This window comes from Lacinutrix sp. WUR7 (assembly GCF_016864015.1).
In the GTDB taxonomy this organism is placed as follows: domain Bacteria; phylum Bacteroidota; class Bacteroidia; order Flavobacteriales; family Flavobacteriaceae; genus Oceanihabitans.
Genome location: NZ_CP045067.1, coordinates 2106390 through 2125894, shown reverse-complemented (window position 1 = coordinate 2125894; position 19505 = coordinate 2106390). Strand labels below are relative to the sequence as shown.

The following is a 19505-nucleotide window of genomic DNA, read 5'->3' as shown; positions in this document are numbered from 1 at the left end:
ACTTGTTTTAAATTTAGATCCCCAAATCTACAATTTGCTTCTTTATAATGTCTTTTTGACGTAAACTTATGTTCCAAATTTACAGTTTATGATGAAAAAATTACACTTACGCAATGCTTTACAATATTGCAAAAAAAAGCAATTTAAGACTAAATTCCCTATTCTTTATTTATTTGTTTTATGCACCACGTATTGTTTTGGACAAACAAACAATTGTTCAAGCACATTTGTAATTCCTGTAAACAATTCTTGCATTACAACAAGTTATAATGTTGAGACTGCATTTACAGATTCAATGGCAGACCCAAGTTGTGGAGTCTCCCAAAGAGATGGTTGGGGAACATTTACAACTGGAGCTAGCACATCTCTAATTGACATAATAGGAACAAGCAACAGGAGGTTAGGAATCGCGATTTACAGTGGTACTTGCGGTTCTTTAACCGAAATAGCATGCACAAGCCCCAATACTGCAAATACTAGTTTAGCAAACATTACCGTTTCCCCTAATACTACATATTTTCTTCGTTTAATGAGAACAAATAATACTGGAGGAAATAATATGAATGGCACAATTTGTATTGTTGACGCAACCGCTACTTGCACACCAACAAACAATTATTCAGCATCATATTATATTAGTGGTGTTACAACCGCTGGAGGTGTCTCAAACATTAATAATACAGGGACAGGTTTTTCTGGTTATACCGACTATACATCGCATTTTGCCAGTCAATTCCCCGGATTCAGCTTTACACTATCAGCAACGCATCCCTCTAGCACATACGGCTATAATGTATGGATAGATTGGAATGGTAATGGAAACTTTAATGATCTTGGCGAAAATGTAATATCTACAGGATATCTAGCCACTCCTGCTACTTTAGGAACTATAACAATCCCTGGAGCTCAAGCAGCTGGCAATTATAGAATGCGCATAAGAAATGCGTACCTTAGCAATCCTGCTCCTGCTTGTGGTTCTTTTAATTATGGAGAAGCAGAAGACTATACGATTACGGTTCTAGCCTTACTCCCTTGCTCTGGCACACCAACCGGAGGAACTTTAACCGTTAGCCCTGCATCTGGTAATCCAGGTTCTACTTATGGTGTTACAGTAACCGGATACACAACAGGTACTGCTCTTTCTTATCAATGGCAATACAGTGATACTGGTGGTGCTCCTTGGACAAACCAAGGTACATCTACCAGTTCGTATGCTCCACTTACAGGTATGCTAGCTCCAGCTCTTGGAATAGTTAGAACTTGGAATTTAGTAGTAACTTGTACAAGTTCTGGCTTATCTACTTCTTCTTCAACAGGCACATTTACTTCAGAAATTACACCTTGTACACCTGTATCTACAAATTCTTCAAATTATATTGATGATTTCTCTACAACAAATGGTATAACAAATATTACAAATAACAATACGGGTTACACCACTGGTGGTTATGCAGATTACACCTCTATGACAGCTTCCCAAGCACCAGGTGGTAATATTACATTTTCTGCTGATTTTATATATGGATTTTCAGGAATGGGAGTAGGAATTTGGGTAGATTGGAATAACGATGGCGATTTTAATGATCTAAACGAACAAATCTACGATTCAGCTAGCTATATAACCAATCTTAATTTTAATTACACCATACCCGGAGTCGCTGCAGGAACTTATAGATTTCGAATTTTAGCAGATTACTGGGAAACCTCACCTGACCCATGTGCTTTTGATACCTTTGGACCTTCTGGTGAAGCTGAAGATTATTTAATTACGATTACACCGTTAAACTGTACGGATGACCCAACTAGCTTGACAGGAACCGCTACATCTTCTACTACCGGAACGTTTAGCTGGACAGGTTCTTCTCCAGCACCTGCAAATGGTTATGAGTATATCGTTTCCACGGATAATTCAACGAACACTCCTGCTGGAGATATAACAGGCACAACAACAGGAACAACTATAAATCTAACTGGTTTATCCTCAGGAACTACTTACTATATATTTGTAAGAGGCCTTTGTAATGCTGTAGATTTTGGTATTTGGACCCCCACAACATTTACTACTGGTTGTACAAATATAATAACAACACCAACTGTTTGTCCTATAATTGCTGGCGAACAAGGAGTAGACCCTTTTTCCGCAGACCCATTTGACCCAGACCCTAGCTTTAGTTTAGATTGCTCTAGCCCTACACTTACATTACAAGCACATTCCACAATAAGAGAAACAGACAGTTATGCCGTAGAACAAATAACTTATGTTGCACCTGTCTATGATTTTCCAATACTATTTGGCGGATCCCAAGTTATATCTACAGATGATGTATGGGCAGATGACACAACAGGTATTGGTTTTGATTTTAATTTTTACGGACAATGTTATGATGAAGTTTTAGTAGGTGCTAATGGTATAGTTACCTTCGACTTAGTAAATAATACACCTGGTACTTTTTGTCCATGGTCATTTAGCACAAACATACCAGACGGAGCGAACTTATTCGAACAAACTATTTTTGGAGTCTATCATGATATTGACCCATCAGGGATGACAAACACACCAATAAGAAGCAGAACAGTAGGTACTGCTCCATGTAGACAGTTTCAAGTTTCATGGGACAACATCCCCATGTTTACCGATCCTTCTACTTTTTACACAGGAATGATTATACTTCATGAAACCACTAATATAATTGAAGTATTTATAGAAGAAAAAAAGATTGAAAACAGTGGGACTTCTACATGGAATGATGGTAATGCCATCGTAGGCTTACAAGGAGATGTATCTAATGGTGAATATGCTGCAGCACCTTGTAGAAATGGCTTAGATGCAAATTGGGAAACAACCAACGAAGCATGGCGTTTTGTACCAAATGGAGCTATTATCACACCAAGTTCTGTAGAATGGTTTTCTGCAAGCACAGGAACTACTGTTCTTGGAACAAATTCCACATTAACAGTAAACACACCAGACACGTATACAGCTGAAGTATCCTATACCATCTGTGGTAATACCGTTACTTTAATAGATGATGTTGTTGTAGATCAATCTAGTAAAACATGGAACGGTTCTATTGATACAAATTGGTATGTTCATGATAACTGGACACCTTCTGGGGTACCAACCCTTAGTGATTGTGTTCTTATTCCAGACATAGCCCTATCAAATAATCGCTCACCAATTGCAGATAACACCAACATCCCTATAGGTGCTCCAATTCCTCCAACTTTGGCTTCTGCATTAAATTTAACCGTAGATACTAATGGTTATGTTGAAATTCTGTCTGGCACAAATTTACAAGTTATGGATTGGATTCATTTGGATGGAATTATAGACATAAGAGACTCTGGAAGTTTAATTCAAGTTTATGAATCTGGACCTAATATAAACGACAACACAGGTAATGGAATTATCAATATGCAACGCACAGTACCTAACGGCGTAAATTCATACGATTATATTTATTGGAGTTCACCAACCGATGAAGACTTTAATGTTACCGATATTTCAGCAGCAACAGGAGAACTAATTTACGAGTGGAATCCAACATTAAATGGAGTTACACACGGTGATTGGATTGCTGCTTCTGGAAACATGAGTAAAGGTAAAGGGTATATTGTAAGAGGCTTAGTTCCTGATACTGGCGTACCAACCAATACAACCGAATTTTCCGGAAAACCACAAAATGGTGTGATTACGGTTCCTATAAACCGAGGCACACATACAAGTGGACCTTATACATCTTCTGGAGATTTTCAAGCTACTAACGAAGATGATAATTGGAACTTAATTGGTAATCCTTACCCTTCTGCAATATCTTATGCCGACTTTATAGCTGCAAACCCTAATATAGATGGTACTATTTATTTTTGGACACATCAAACTGCTCCAAGCTATCAAGATAGTCCGTTTTATTATGATTTTATCTATAATTATAGTGACGAATATATTGACAACAATTTTACCGGTTCTAATCCAGCTACTTTTGGTGGTGACATTGCTGCAGGACAAGCTTTCTTCGTATTAATGTTAGATAATGCAACGCAAAATGAAGAGGTTATTTTTAATAACAGCATGCGTAATGAAACATTAATTAATAGTAATTTCTATAGAACAAATGAATCCTCTGCGAGACAATCTTCAGACATAGAACGCCATAGAATTTGGCTAGACCTTATTTCTCCAAATGAAATAGGAACCTCTATTTTAGTTGGTTATATTGAAGGAGCTACCAATGATAATGACAGATTATATGATGGTTATGAATTTGCTGGAGGAACTATTAGTTTTTATTCCTTAATTGAAGAAGAAAGAATGTCCATACAGGGTAAAGCGCTTCCTTTTCAAGATACAGACACGGTACCTTTAGGAATAGTAATTCCTGAAAACGGAAATTATTCTATTGCTATAAATACGCTAGATGGTTTATTTCAAGACACCAACCAAGCCATTTTTATAGAAGACACCTATACCAATACCATACATAATTTACGTGTTAATCCGTATAGCTTTAATATAAATACTGGTACGTATAATGATAGATTCATATTAAGATATACCGATAATGCTTTAAGCATCGAGGATTATGAATTATCTGGATTAGAAATTATAGCTCCTAATAATTCCTTTATAAAAGTAAAATCCGGAAACGATAACATTAGCACAGTCATAGTTTATGATCTTTTAGGAAGAGTTCTAATTAACAAAACAGAAATTAATGCTTCAGAGATTCGTTTTAATAATCATAATTTCTCGGAAGGCGCTTATATCGTTAAAGCAATACTTTCTAACGGAAAACAAAAAATACAGAAAGTGGTTTTAAAACCTTAATAATACTTTACAAAATTCCAAAAAGACCTTGATTTTAAATAATTAAGGTCTTTTTCATTTATATAAGCTTCTCTTTCAAATGAAATATTTCTATACGCTTCCTCCCAATTTCTACACGAAATCCATCGAACCAAAAACTCTAAAAAATACAAGAAATAAAAAGAAATAATAAACAACTCTAATTGTTGTCTTAAATGAATTTGCTCATGGTTAATTAATGTTTTATTCCGCTTTAAACTTCTATATTTTAGAAACACAAAAGGAAAAATAGAAATTCCCGTGTACCCTTTAGGAACTAAATATTTAGAAATAAAAATCATATTTTATACCATTCAAAAATCAATCCAAATTACATTATATTTGTGATATGAAGAAATTTATACCTCTTGAAGAAGGCGACTACTACCTAACACCCGAAGGTTACAAGTGTTTCACAGAGCAATACCATTTAAAACGTGGATACTGTTGCGAAAGTGGTTGCAGACATTGTCCTTACGGTTTTAACGCTTCGACTTCACGAAAAACAATAAAAAAAAAGTAAAGCCGGTTACCATTATGACATTCAAAAATCAAATATTAGAAGGCATTCCAGAAATATTACCACAGCCAAAAGCATACGAAGCAGATATAAATCATGCACCAAAGCGCAAAGCTATTTTATCTGCGGAAGAAAAAAAACTAGCACTTCGTAATGCGCTACGTTATTTTAATAAAAAACATCATGCAGAATTACTTCCTGAGTTTAAAAATGAATTAGAAACCTACGGAAGAATTTACATGTATCGTCTGCGTCCAGATTACAAAATGTACGCTAGACCTATAGAGGAATATCCTGCTCAAACAAAGCAAGCTGCGGCTATTATGTTGATGATTCAGAATAATTTAGATTATGCCGTTGCACAACATCCTCACGAATTAATTACCTATGGAGGTAATGGCGCTGTATTTTCTAATTGGGCTCAATACCGATTAACCATGAAGTATTTGGCAGAAATGAATGACGAGCAAACACTAGCTATGTACTCTGGCCATCCTATGGGATTATTTCCTAGTCATAAAAATGCACCACGTGTTGTAGTGACTAACGGAATGATGATTCCTAATTATTCTAAACCGGATGATTGGGAAAAATTTAATGCACTTGGTGTTACGCAATACGGACAAATGACTGCTGGAAGTTTCATGTATATTGGACCGCAAGGAATTGTACACGGAACGACAATTACCGTTTTAAATGGTTTTAGAAAAATAAAAAAGGAACCACAAGGAAATCTTTTTGTAACCTCAGGTTTAGGAGGCATGTCTGGTGCGCAACCAAAGGCAGGAAACATTGCTGGCTGTATTACCGTTTGTGCAGAAGTGAATCCTAAAATCACACAAGTACGATTAGGTCAAGGTTGGATAGACGAAAAAATCACCGATTTAGACGAACTAGTTACTCGTGTTAATAAAGCGAAAGCCGAAAAAGAAACCGTTTCCATAGCATACTTAGGAAACATTGTAGATGTCTGGGAGAAATTTGATGAAGCAAACATTCATATCGATTTAGGAAGCGATCAAACATCACTTCATAATCCGTGGGCAGGAGGTTACTATCCTGTAGATATTTCTTTTGAAGATGCCAATGAAATGATGTCTAATAATCCGGAACAGTTTAAAATAGAAGTCCAAAAAACACTTTGTCGCCATACAGAAGCAATAAATAAACACACTGCAAAAGGGACTTATTTCTTTGATTATGGAAATGCTTTTCTTTTAGAAGCTTCACGCGCTGGAGCTGATATTATGGCAGAAAATGGCATCGACTTTAGATACCCAAGTTACGTGCAAGATATCATGGGACCTATGTGTTTCGATTATGGTTTTGGACCATTTCGTTGGGTTTGCGCTTCTGGGAAACCCGAAGATTTAGCAAAAACAGACGCTATTGCTTGTTCGGTGCTAGAGGAAATAAAAAAGAATTCGCCAGAAGAAATTCAACAACAAATGGCAGATAACATCCAATGGATTAAAGGTGCACAAGAAAACAAATTAGTGGTAGGCTCACAAGCAAGAATACTTTATGCAGATGCAGAAGGACGCATGAAAATTGCACAAGCTTTTAATGATGCTATTGCTAAAGAAGAAATAGGTTATGTCGTTTTAGGTCGTGATCATCATGATGTTTCTGGAACAGATTCACCATATAGAGAAACAAGTAACATTTATGATGGCTCCCGATTTACAGCAGATATGGCGATACAAAATGTGATTGGAGATAGCTTTAGAGGAGCAACTTGGGTAAGCATTCACAATGGTGGTGGTGTTGGCTGGGGCGAAGTTATAAATGGCGGATTTGGTATGGTTCTTGATGGTAGTACAGAAGCATCTAAACGTTTAAAATCCATGCTGTTCTGGGACGTAAACAACGGAATTTCAAGACGAAGTTGGGCACGAAATTCAGGAGCAGAATTTGCTATTAAACGAGCAATGGAAGTAGAACCAAACTTAAAAGTTACACTTCCTAATCATGTAGACGATGCTTTATTGAATTAGTCAAATTAAAAAAAGCTCTTATGAAAAATCTATTTACCATCACATCCTTGCTACTTTTATTTGTAGTGACTACCTCTTGCAGTTCGGTTAGAGTTGCAACAGATTATGACAAACAAGCAAATTTCAATGATTTTAAAACCTTTGCTTTCTACAAAACAGGCATTGACAAAGCAGAAATTAATGATCTAGACAAACGTAGAATTTTACGTGCTATTGAAACAGAATTATTAGCGAAAGGTTTTACTAAATCGGAAAACCCAGATTTGCTAGTTAGTATTTTTACAAAATCTAGAGAAAAAGTAAACGTCTATAACAACGGCTATGGGCGTTATGGTTATGGTTGGGGATGGAGTCCTTGGTACTGGAATAATTACAATACAGTAACCACTTCTACCGAAGGCATACTTTATATTGACTTAATCGATGCTAGTAAAAAAGAATTAGTGTGGCAAGGACAAGGAACTGGCTATCTATCGCAAAACAAAAAAGAAGAACGAATACAAGAATTTGTTGCCAAAATCATGGAAAAATATCCTCCAGGTTTACAACAATAATAAATAAAAAAGCCACTCTAGATATAGAGCGGCTTTTTTATTTCAATTATTAAAACAAACTATTTTTTAGACGCTTCTAAGTCTTTTAAATAAGCTTGCATTTGTTTTTCTGTTAATATCTCTTTCAATTTAGCTAGTGTTTTTTCTTGTAAAAACATCTTTGCTTCTTGTACGCTAGCAATATCATCATTTCCAGCTAAACCGTTTAAGTTTTGATTTTGATCAACAAACACTTTAAAAGTAGCACTTTGCTGCTCTCCAGATAATGTGACTAATTGATGTAACTCATACGTTTGCTGTTTAGCTTTAACTTCAGGAACGTCTGACGCAGTTGCTCTAGCATTCTGTGCTTGTGTTTGTTGCATACCAACAAAAAATATAGCGATTAAGCTTAAAAGTGAGATGTACTTTTTCATATTTTATTTAATTATTAATTTAAGAGTTCAATATACAAAATAAATTGAAAATCAGAATACATTTAATTTATACCTTTTTAATAATTGATTAATGTATTTATTTTAACCTTTACTTTTTCAGTAGAAGGAATCATGGTTTGCTCTAAAGTTGCATTTAAAGGAATTGCTGGCATATTCTCACTACCAATGGTCATTACTGGCGCATCTAAATACTTAAAACATTCTTCTTGTATCTTTCCAGACAAGGCTCTTGCAAAACTATTATTAGAAGGTTCTTCAGTTACCACTAGACATTTCCCTGTTTTCTTCACCGATTTCATTATGGTATCTTCATCCAGAGGAAACAATGTTCGTAAATCAATTACTTCAATTTGGTCCTGCATTCCTAATTCTTCAGATGCATTCATTGCCCAATGCACGCCCATTCCGTAAGTAACAATGGTTAATGTTTCTACATTTTCTTGTTTCCAAATTTCTTGTAAAACCCACGCTTTACCAAAAGGCAATACATAATCTTCACTTGGTTCCACAGATGTTGCACCTTGCGTTCCTGGAACTTTAGACCAATACAACCCTTTATGTTCTAAAATCACTACAGGGTTTGGATCATAATATGCCGCTTTCATCAAACCTTTTAAATCGGCGCCATTACTTGGATACGCTATTTTAATACCACGAATATTAGTAATCACACTTTCTACGGAAGACGAATGATAAGGTCCTCCACTTCCATAAGCACCAATTGGCACTCTAAGAATCATACTTACGGGCCATTTTCCGTTAGATAAATAACAACTTCTACTTACTTCTGTAAATAATTGATTTAGTCCAGGCCAAATATAATCGGCAAACTGCACCTCAACAATTGGTTTCAATCCAACCGCACTCATACCCACAGTAGATCCAACAATAAATGCTTCTTGAATTGCGGTATTAAAAACGCGATCGTCTCCAAATTTTTGCGCTAAGGTTGCAGCTTCTCTAAAAACACCTCCAAGTCTCCCTCCTACATCTTGTCCGTACAACAAGCATTCTTTATGCTTTTTCATCAGTTCTTCTACGGCAAATAAAGCACAATCCACCATCACTACTTTATCTGCTCCTTCTGGCGCTCGAGTTCCCTTTTCTTCGGTAATTGGTGTTGGTACAAAATCGTTTGTAAATAAATCTTCTGGTTTCGGATCTTCGGCTAATAATGCTTTTTCGAAGTCTGCTTGTACTTTCGCTTTCGCGGAATTTTCTATAGTTTCAATTTCTATTTCCGTAAACCCAGCTGCTACTAATTGTTGCTTTAAAACTGGATACGGATCACGAGAACGTGCTTCTTCTAAATCATCGCGATACCATTCCATTCTTACACCAGAAGTATGGTGATTTAATAACGGTACTTTAGCATGCACCAAAAATGGTCTTCTTTCTTTACGAATAGTTTCTATTACTTTTTCAACAGCTTCATAGCTTTCCGTAAAATTGGCACCATCAATAGAAATAGCCTCTAAACCTTTAAATCCTTGTGCATACTCAAAAGCATTTTGCGCTCTTGTTTCTGCTGCATTTGCTGAAATATCCCAACCGTTATCTTGTACTAGATATAAGATTGGCATTTGCTTTAAAGCTGCCATTTGGAAAGCTTCTGCGATTTCCCCTTCGGTAACGGAAGCATCTCCTAAAGAACATACTACAAAAGGTAAATCTTTAAGCGTTTTATCATCTAATCCTTGTAATTCTTTATACTGCATCCCCATGGCAACTCCTGTTGCTGGAATAGTTTGCATTCCTGTTGCAGAAGATTGATGCGGAATTTTTGGCTTATCATCATCCTTTAAACTTGGATGCGAATAGTACGTTCTTCCACCAGAAAACGGATCGTCTTTTTTAGCTAATAGTTGCAACATTAAATCATAAGGTTCTAAACCAAACGATAATAACATGGCATCATCTCTATAATACGGAAACGCATAATCTTGAGGTAATAACTGCATTCCTAAAGCAATCTGAATCGCTTCGTGTCCGCGAGATGTTGCATGAACATATTTTGAAACTTGCTTAAAATTAGCTTCGTATAATTCTGTCATAGCTTTCGCTGTACAGAGTTTTAAAAATCCTTTTTTTAGTATGTCTTTTTTCATCTTTAGTGACCGCGAAAGCGGTTCTCTTTTTAATCTACTTGATGGATTCTGCATTCCGTGCAGAATTACAAATTGTTATTTTTTACTTTTGTCCGTTTGAGTGAAATTGTTTTTTTTTCAATTTTTTATCGAGAACTGTTAAAGGCTTCTCGATACAATTCCGATTTGCAAAATCGGAATCACTCGAAGTGACAGTACTTTTTAAATTTCTCTATCTACATCAAATTGCTCAAAATAGTCTGCAACTCTTCGCACAAAACTTCCCCCTAAAAAGCCATCGACAACGCGATGATCGAAAGAAAGCGATAAGTACATCATACTACGAATAGCGATTTCATCTCCTTTTTCAGTAGTGATAACTTCTGGTCTTTTTTTTATAATTCCTAATGCTAAGATGGCAACTTCTGGCTGGTTAATGATTGGCGTTCCCATCACACTTCCAAAAGTTCCTACGTTAGAAATAGTGAACGTGCTACCTTTAATATCGTCTCCTGCTAAATTGTTTTCTCTAGCTTTTCCAGCTAGACCATTTACAATACTGGCAATCTCTATTAAATTTTTAGTATCTGCATTTTTTACCACAGGAACGATTAAGTTTCCGCTTGGTAATGCCGTTGCCATACCAATATTTATATCTTCCTTTACAATAATATTATTACCATCTACGGAAGCATTAATGTTGGGAAAATCTTTAACCGCTTTTGCTACGGCTTCTACAAATAGTGGCGTGAAGGTTAAACGTTGTCCATGCTTTTCTTGAAAAGCGACTTTATTTACATTTCTCCAATTCACCATATTGGTCATGTCTGCTTCTACATAAGCAGTAACGTGTGGCGAAGTATGTTTGGAATAGACCATGTGATCTGCAATCATTTGGCGCATTCTGTCCATTTCGATGACTTTTCCTTTGCCTTTATCGAAATTTAATTGGGGAATTCTATATGCTGTTGGATCTTTTTCTGCTACTGGTTGAGCAAACTTGTATGGTCGTCCTTCTTCTATATATTGAAACACATCGCTTTTGCGTAATCGGCCTTCGTTTCCTGTTGCAGGAATTCGTGCTAATTCTTCAAAACTAATGTGATGCTCTTTTGCTATTTTAATTACTAATGGCGAAAAGAAGGTGTTTGAGTTGTTTACTGAAAATGAGTTAGATGGAGATTCTTTGGCTACACTCGGACTGACAGTACGTTTCTTTTTTACTTCTTTCTTTTTCTGAGGCTCTTCGACTGCGCTCAGAGTGACATCTTTCTTTTCTGAAGATTTTACTTCTTCTGAAACTTCTAAAATAGCCATAACTCCTCCTACAGGAACAACATCTTTTGCTTGAAACATCATTTTAACTAATGTTCCCGCTGCTGGAGCTGGCACTTCGTTATCTACCTTATCGGTAGCTACTTCTAGAAGAATATCTCCTTCTTCAAAAGAATCTCCTTCTGCAACTAACCAATTAATAATGGTTCCTTCTGTAATACTTTCGCCCATTTTGGGCATCTTTAATTCGTAATTAGACATGGTCTTTTTTCTTTTATTTTATAGATTCCGCATCACGTGCAGAATGACAAAACGTATTAACTAGCGTTTGTTAGTTTATTCTATCTTTATTTTTACCGCAATTTGCGTTAGCGATTGAAATGGCATCCTTTTTTATGTCAGTTCGAGTGAAATTGCTTTTTGCAATTTTGTATCGAGAACAAGAAAAAAAGATATAGTGTAAAGCGCGACCCTTGTGGTAACGCCCAACTTTAATAAATTCACGTTAGACTAACCCAACTATTTCTTTAAAAAATCGCGAAGGGTATCATAAGCTCCTTCTTGTATTTTCATGTTTTCGGGCACTTCCCGCAATGGCTCAACTGCTTTTAAACTCTCGTGGCAATCTGCTGGTAATTGCTGGTATAATTGTGTGCCTTTAGTTTTCCAAGCGATCATCTCATCACTAACCTGCTTGATGACTTTTGCAGGATTACCAACAACCAAACTTCGGTTCGGGATTTTAGTTTCGGCTTTTACAAATGCCATGGCACCAACTATGGATTCGTCACCAATTTCGGCATCGTCCATGATTACAGTGTTCATTCCTATCAAGCAATTTCTACCCAAATTTGCGCCGTGAATAATCGCTCCATGACCAACATGTGCACTTTCTTTAAGCGTAATAGATTTTCCAGGAAACATGTGCACCGTGCAATTTTCTTGCACGTTTACGCCATCTTCTAAAATGATTTGTCCCCAATCGCCACGAATGGCTGCTCCCGGACCAACATAACAATTTTTGCCAATAATGACATTTCCTGTTACTGCCGCAAGCGGATGCACGAAACTGGATTCGTGTACAACCGGTGTGTAGCCTTTAAAACTGTAAATCATATTATAATTCTTCTATTATTGATTTGCCTTTACTTTTATCTCCTGAGGTCCATTGCCATTCTTCATGCAATCTAATTTTTCCATTGGAACCCATTTCTGGAATAGATTTGCATACGCCTGTCATTAAATCGCCATTCGTATTCACCTGATGGTATCTCATATTTATTTCTCCATCTTTGGAAACTAAACCTATAAGATGCCCTTCTATAATTTGGCCTCCAGAATATGTTGCTGTTACTATATTTTTTGTTTGCTTATAATGAAAAATAGTCTCTTCTGAAGTCTCACCATTACTAGTGTTCTTTACAGCTTTAAATTTTTTATCATTATAATGAAACATCTATTTAAATCCTTTTAATTTTTCTTTTGTAAAATCACTTAATACCAATTTACCACTTGTTGCTGCGCGTTCTGCTAGTAACGCATCCCAATGATCTGTTCCTTGCCAGAATACTTTTTTCATTTCTAGCATCGCTTCTGTATTATAAGTACATAAGTGTTCTGCGGTTGTTTTTACAGCTTCATCTAATTCTTTGGTGCTTTCATACACTTGCGTGAATAAACCTTTTTGTTTTGCCCATTCTGCTGGATAAAATGTATTTGCGTCAATTGCTATTTGCGACATGGCGCTTAATCCCATTTTACGCTCGATTGCTGGTCCGACTACAAATGGTCCAATTCCAATATTTAACTCGGACAACTTAATAGCGGCAAATTTAGATGCCATACAATAATCGGTTGCAGCAGCTAGTCCAACACCACCACCAACGGTTTTTCCTTGAATGCGACCGATAATAAATTTCGGACATTTGCGCATCGCGTTAATCACGTTTGCAAATCCGGAAAAGAATACTTTTCCCGTGGCTGCATCATTGATGTTTATTAGTTCTTCGAAGCTTGCTCCTGCGCAAAAAGTTCTGTCTCGGCCACTTTTAAGAACCACTACTTTAATAGCGTCGTTAGTTCCAGCGTCTGTAATGGTTTGCGCTAGTTTTGCTAAAACATCTCCAGGCAAGGAATTGTGTGCAGGATGGAAAAACTCGATGTATCCTACTTCGTTTTCTATGTTTATTGTTACGTATGGTGTGTTCATCGCTTTAGCGTTCCCACGAAAGTGGGAATCTCGTTTTATTTATTACTATTTATAAATTTTTATACAAATCCTTCCAATCGGGATTCGTTTTTTTTATTAAGTCTATTTTCCAAGACCTCTTCCATTTCTTCATTTGCTTTTCTCTTAATTTAGCTTCTACTTCCGTTTTATGTTCTTCAAAATAAACCAGTTTATCTAAATTATATCTTGCAGAAAACGTTGTTGGATGTACCTTATTTTTATGTTGATACATTCTTTTTTTTAAGTCTCCTGTTTTTCCAATGTACAAAACACCTTCTCGTTTGTTCGTAATTATGTATACATTGTGTTTCAAGTTTCAAACTTTGATTAATGAGACACCCGATTTCTCGAGTGCTTCGAGCAATTCAATTTACTATAGTAAATTGAATTGCTCAAAGTGATGATTCAAGTGTTTTCTCTCTAACAAATACGATTCGTATTTATTTAATTCTCCGAAAACCAAATTCTTTAATTTAGCTTCTGGATTTTCTTTAAAATAGGCTAAGTATTTTTCTCTTTGTGCTTTAAATTTTTCGATTGCAGTTTCTAAATCTGGATGTTTTAAATCATCTAAAGTATCTTTTTCTAGATGCGGAAACTGTGATTTGAGTGGAAACTTGTCATAGTTCCATAAACTATTATGTACTTTATCTAAAATCTTTTCTGGTGTTGCTATTTCAAAATCTTGAATTTCTCCGGATGCGATTTTATAAGTATACTCCAAATGCTCCATCATGTGCTGTGGCGTCATAATTCCCCATTGTGGTTTTGCATCTTCTTTTAAAGCAGAAAGACATGCATTAATTTTATCTTCCGTCATTTCCGTTAAAACTTCTTGCTTCTTCTGCACCATGGTTAATACAGTTGCAAACGCTACTTTCTCATCGGTATTCGCATCGAAAATTTCTGCATACCATTTTACAATGCCGCTAGGATGTTCTGCCGCAGCCACATCTCTATCTACTTTTTGCTTACACGTTAATCGAACATAAATAGTATCGTTATGGTACAACGGACGTAAGAATCTGCATTCTTCTAATCCGTAATTCGCAGAAACTGGCCCTTTATTTGGGTATACAAATAATCCTGCAGCAGCCGAAATAATGAAATAACCATGCGCTGTTCTTTGTTCGAAAATACTTCCATCTAAAGAGGTAATATCTGTATGCGCATAGAAATGATCCCAAGTGACATTTGCAAAATTGATAATATCTGTATCTGTAAATGTACGTCTGTGGGTTTTCATAGACATTCCTGGTTGGATATCTTCCCAATGGTATTTAAATGGATGCTGTGGTGCTTCCTTGTATTTTGCGTTTTGCTGGTAAATACCAGTAATCTCCGTTAATGTTGTTGGTGAACCTTGGATTGCTGTACGTTGCAAATAATGTTTTATGCCACGCATTCCTCCCATTTCTTCTCCTCCACCAGCACGACCTGGACCTCCATGAACTAAATATGGTAATGGTGAACCATGACCAGTACTTTCTTTAGCCATATCACGATTAACCACCATAATACGACCGTGATGAGATGCTGCATTTATAACATACTCTTTCGCAATCTTATCATCATTTGTGGCAATAGATGATACTAATGATCCTTTACCCATTTGTGCTAAAGTAATCGCTTCGTCTAAGTTTTTATAAGGCATTATAGTACTTACTGGTCCGAAAGCTTCACGTTCATGAATAACTGTATTTTGAAAAGGGTTATCTGATCTTAATAAAATCGGACTAATAAAAGCTCCTTTTTTAGCATCTGCTCCAATCGTGTTTATTTCATCTAAACTTCCGTAAACGATTTGTGCTTCTTTAGATAAATCATTTACAGAATCTCTAACCGCTTGCACTTGTTGATGACTTACCAAAGATCCCATTCTTACTTCTTTCAATCTTGGATCTCCAATAGTTACTTTGTCTAAAGCTTTTGATAATGCGGATTGCACATCATCTACTAATTTTTCCGGAACAATGATTCTTCTAATCGCAGTACATTTCTGTCCTGCTTTTACGGTCATTTCTTTTCTAACTTCTTTAATAAACAAATCGAATTCTGGTGTTCCAGGAACAGCATCTTCTCCCAAAACGGAAGCATTTAAAGAATCGGCTTCCATAGTAAATGGAACAGACTCCTCAATTAATCTAGGATGCGCTTTTAACAAGCGTCCTACTTTTGCAGAACCCGTAAAGGTTACCACATCTTGAGACTCTACAGTATCTAAAATGGTTTTTACGGTTCCGTTTATGATTTGTAATGCGCCTTCTGGTAAAATACCGGATGCTATAATTTCTTTTGCTACCGCTTCAGCCAAATAGGAAGTCGAAGGTGCTGGTAAAACCACAGCAGGAACTCCAGCCATCCAGTTTACTGCACATTTTTCTAACATTCCCCAAACTGGGAAGTTGAAAGCATTAATATGCACAGCAACTCCTTTTTTAGGCACCATAATATGATGTGCCATAAAGCGTCCGCCACGAGATAAATCGATAGCATCGCCTTCTACGTGATAGGATTGATTTGGGAATAGCTTACGCAAGGAAGCGTTTGCGAATAAGTTTCCGAAACCACCTTCAATGTCTATCCAACTATCTACTTTGGTTGCTCCAGTCCTATAGCTTAAATCGTAAAACGCATTTTTTCTTTTGGTAAGATATAAGGCTAAACTTTTAAGCATGTTTCCACGTTCTTGAAAAGTCATTTTACGAAGTTTCTCTCCTCCTTTTATTCTTCCGTAGTTTAGGATTTCTGGAACGTCTAAACCTTCAATAGCAACGCTAGTGAATGCTTCACCTGTTACTGCATCGAGAATTGGTGTTCCTTCTTCTTTACCTGTTGTCCATTGTCCTTGGACGTAGTGCTCTATCTTTTTCATTGATAAATGTATTTATCATTCCCTCCAAGCGGGAAACTATTTTTATGTCTTCTCGATACCATTCCGATAGAAAAAATCGGAATCACTCGAAGTGACTTTATAATTATAATTTTTTACTTACAAGGTTTTTGAATCCTTGATCGATTTGTAATCTTCTATTTGTTTCGCAAAACTTCCCTCATCTTTAAAAGCAATTAAATTTCCTTCTGGATCTTTAAATTTTGCTACTTTCCCCCAATCATGTTCTTGGTAATCGACTTTAATATTTTGTTTTTTTAGCGTCTCTGAAACGGCTCTTACATCTGCTACATTTATTCGTAGACAACTGTAATTTTTATTTTCTGAAACGTCTTCTAAATAATCTAATCTATCTTCTTTTTCGACCATTAAATAGGTTCCGAAGAAATCAAAACACGTTAAATCTTCATTCTGAAATAAAACAGAAAGGCTTAAAACTTCAGCATAAAAATGAACACACTCCTTATATGCTTTTACATATAGAATTAAACCTGTTCTTTTTATACTCATATTCCTAATTGTTTTTTAATAGCTACAAGGCTTCTACAACCTCGCAGGGTAAACTATTCTAGACCTCAAAAGTTTAAAAAACCTATGCGGTCTTTTTCATTCGAGAGGGTTTGCGTTAGCGATTGAACGGTTTGTTTGAGCTCCTTTTTGATTTTCTCAAAAAGAGCGAGTAGTGAAAGCGCGACCCTTGTGGTAACGCCCAAACTATTTTACAAATTCACATTTTCAATAATCGCAGCATACCCTTGTCCGACACCAATACACATCGTGATCAACGCATATTTTTTGTTCTGTTGTTTTAATTCTAAAGCTGCAGAAAAAGCAACTCTTGCTCCTGTAACACCAAGCGGATGACCAATAGCAATTGCACCTCCATTTGGGTTAATTCTGGAATCGTTATCGGCTAATCCCCAAGCACGAATGCATGCTAATGCTTGCGCTGCAAAAGCTTCGTTAAGTTCGATGATATCCATATCTTCCATGGTTAATCCTGCTTTTGCCAATGCTTTATTTGAAGCTTCAACTGGACCAATTCCCATAATTCTTGGCTCGACACCAACCACTGCTGAACTTACTATTCGTGCTAATGGTTTTAGGTTGTATTTTTTTACTGCATCTGCTGAAGCGATAATAGTTGCTGCTGCTCCGTCGTTTAACCCCGAAGAGTTTCCAGCAGTTACACTTCCACCTTCTTTTTTGAATGCCGGTCTTAGTTTTCCTAAGATTTCTAAAGAGCTTGTTGGTTTTACAAATTCATCTTTAGAAAAAAGAATTGGATCTTTTTTGCGTTGTGGAATTTCAACGGTTACAATTTCCTTTGCTAAACGTCCGTTTTCTTGTGCTTTGGTTGCCTTTTGCTGACTCCAAAGCGCGAACTTATCTTGATCTTCTCTAGAGATATTATATTTTTCTACTAGGTTTTCAGCCGTCATTCCCATGCCGTCTGTACCATACATTTGTTGCATTTTAGGGTTGATAAAACGCCATCCGAAAGTAGAGTCATACATTTTTGAATCGCCACCAAATGCCGAAGATGGTTTTGCCATTACGTAGGGTCCGCGTGTCATATTCTCAACGCCTCCAGAAATAAAGACATCGCCGTCTCCTGCTTTTATTGCACGATTTGCGTGAATGATTGCCGATAAACCAGAGCTGCATAATCGGTTTACGGTTTCACCAGGCACGGTAAATGGTAATCCGGCTAACAGAGATGACATTCTTGCAACATTACGATTGTCTTCTCCCGCCTGATTTGCGCAGCCCATAATGACATCGTCGTATGCTTCCTTTGGGATACTCGGATTTCGTTTTACGATTTCTGAAATTACTAATGCTCCTAAATCGTCTGTTCTCACAGCAGATAATGTGCCTTTGTAGTTTCCTATTGGTGTTCTAATTCCGTCTATTATATATGCTTCCATATTCATGCCTGCGAAAGCAGGTATCTTTTAATTATTACTATTTTTTGGCGTTACACTACTTCGCTAAAGCTACGTAGTGTCGGGCTTTTCTATGTACCTGCCTGCCGGCAGGTGTTTTTTTTTTACTTATTCTCGATACTAAATTGCAAAAAAGCAATTTCACTCGAACTGACGTAAAAAAGGATATCGTTTCAATCCCTAACGCAGGTATTTGCTATGTTTTTTTCTTAGCCAAAGTTTATTTTCCTTTAACTAAGAGATTCCTGCCTGCGCAGGAACTTTACCAATCTTTTTGGGTACGATAAACCACGCCTTTAAAAAGTGCTACCATTTCATCACCTCTTTTCACTTCTATAATATTAAAGCCTAATCTATTCTTTACCGTTTCTATTACCGATTCTGCAACAATATAATCGCCTTCATTTAATGCTTCAATATGGTTAATACTTGTTTCAATGGAAACAGCATATTTACCATGTGTGTTTGCAGCAAATCCGAAAGCGGTATCTGCTAACGAATAGCTAATTCCGCCATGCGCTTTATTCATGCTGTTCAACATTTCCTTTCTAATGGTCATTCCGACTTTACATCGTCCGATTTCACATTCTAGAATTTCTATTCCTAGCCAAGTGCTGTATGCGTCTTGGGATAGCATTTTATGTGGAATTTGTTCTGGTTTCAATTTATATTTTTTTGTTATTTAAAACCTTTCGACTGCGCTCAAGGTGATACTTA

Annotated in this window: 15 protein-coding genes; 4 read left to right on the top strand and 11 right to left on the bottom strand. The window is 36.5% G+C overall.

What is annotated here, in order from left to right:
* The first annotated feature begins 88 nt into the window (after positions 1-88).
* The 4 genes from FG167_RS09255 to FG167_RS09240 all read left to right on the top strand — a co-directional run bounded on the left by FG167_RS09255 (position 89) and on the right by FG167_RS09240 (position 7917).
* Entirely contained in the window at positions 89-4828 is a 4740-nt protein-coding gene (locus FG167_RS09255; protein WP_203458034.1) for a GEVED domain-containing protein, read from the top strand.
* A gap of 367 nt (positions 4829-5195) precedes the next feature.
* Positions 5196-5369: a DUF5522 domain-containing protein gene (locus FG167_RS09250; RefSeq protein ID WP_203458033.1), complete on the top strand. Its 174-nt coding sequence runs from the start codon at positions 5196-5198 to the stop codon at positions 5367-5369.
* A 14-nt stretch (positions 5370-5383) separates the two neighbouring features.
* Positions 5384-7363 (top strand): urocanate hydratase, encoded by a 1980-nt coding sequence (locus FG167_RS09245; RefSeq protein ID WP_203458032.1) that lies wholly within the window; start codon positions 5384-5386, stop codon positions 7361-7363.
* Positions 7364-7383: 20 nt separating this feature from the next.
* Positions 7384-7917 carry a DUF4136 domain-containing protein gene (locus FG167_RS09240; RefSeq protein WP_203458031.1) on the top strand — a complete coding sequence of 178 codons (534 nt, stop codon included), beginning with the start codon at positions 7384-7386 and terminating at the stop codon, positions 7915-7917.
* Positions 7918-7976: 59 nt separating this feature from the next.
* Here FG167_RS09240 and FG167_RS09235 read toward each other — a convergent pair whose 3' ends face one another.
* From FG167_RS09235 to FG167_RS09185, 11 genes are all read right to left on the bottom strand, one after another.
* The gene (locus tag FG167_RS09235; protein WP_203458030.1) at positions 7977-8333 is read right to left on the bottom strand and encodes a hypothetical protein; all 357 of its coding nucleotides are present in this window, start codon (positions 8331-8333) and stop codon (positions 7977-7979) included.
* A gap of 77 nt (positions 8334-8410) precedes the next feature.
* Complete coding sequence (locus FG167_RS09230) at positions 8411-10462, bottom strand: thiamine pyrophosphate-dependent enzyme (RefSeq protein ID WP_203458029.1); 2052 nt, start codon at positions 10460-10462, stop codon at positions 8411-8413.
* Between the two features lie 201 nt (positions 10463-10663).
* Positions 10664-11977, bottom strand: coding sequence for a dihydrolipoamide acetyltransferase family protein (locus FG167_RS09225; protein WP_203458028.1), 1314 nt, complete (start codon positions 11975-11977; stop codon positions 10664-10666).
* Positions 11978-12235: 258 nt separating this feature from the next.
* On the bottom strand, positions 12236-12832 hold the full coding sequence (locus FG167_RS09220) for a transferase hexapeptide repeat family protein (protein ID WP_203458027.1): 597 nt from the start codon (positions 12830-12832) through the stop codon (positions 12236-12238).
* Between the two features lies 1 nt (position 12833).
* A complete protein-coding gene (locus FG167_RS09215; protein ID WP_203458026.1) occupies positions 12834-13172 on the bottom strand; it encodes a n-acetylglutamate synthase in 339 nt (112 codons plus the stop codon).
* A complete protein-coding gene (locus tag FG167_RS09210; protein ID WP_203458025.1) occupies positions 13173-13925 on the bottom strand; it encodes an enoyl-CoA hydratase/isomerase family protein in 753 nt (250 codons plus the stop codon).
* Positions 13926-13974: 49 nt separating this feature from the next.
* Positions 13975-14259 carry a GIY-YIG nuclease family protein gene (locus tag FG167_RS09205; protein WP_203458024.1) on the bottom strand — a complete coding sequence of 95 codons (285 nt, stop codon included), beginning with the start codon at positions 14257-14259 and terminating at the stop codon, positions 13975-13977.
* A 60-nt stretch (positions 14260-14319) separates the two neighbouring features.
* Complete coding sequence (gene paaZ, locus FG167_RS09200) at positions 14320-16821, bottom strand: phenylacetic acid degradation bifunctional protein PaaZ (protein WP_203458023.1); 2502 nt, start codon at positions 16819-16821, stop codon at positions 14320-14322.
* A gap of 117 nt (positions 16822-16938) precedes the next feature.
* Positions 16939-17349 carry a VOC family protein gene (locus FG167_RS09195; protein WP_203458022.1) on the bottom strand — a complete coding sequence of 137 codons (411 nt, stop codon included), beginning with the start codon at positions 17347-17349 and terminating at the stop codon, positions 16939-16941.
* 209 nt (positions 17350-17558) lie between these two features.
* Positions 17559-18770 carry a 3-oxoadipyl-CoA thiolase gene (gene pcaF / locus FG167_RS09190; protein ID WP_203458021.1) on the bottom strand — a complete coding sequence of 404 codons (1212 nt, stop codon included), beginning with the start codon at positions 18768-18770 and terminating at the stop codon, positions 17559-17561.
* A 280-nt stretch (positions 18771-19050) separates the two neighbouring features.
* The gene (locus FG167_RS09185) at positions 19051-19452 is read right to left on the bottom strand and encodes a hotdog fold thioesterase (protein ID WP_239004362.1); all 402 of its coding nucleotides are present in this window, start codon (positions 19450-19452) and stop codon (positions 19051-19053) included.
* Positions 19453-19505: the final 53 nt, after the last annotated feature.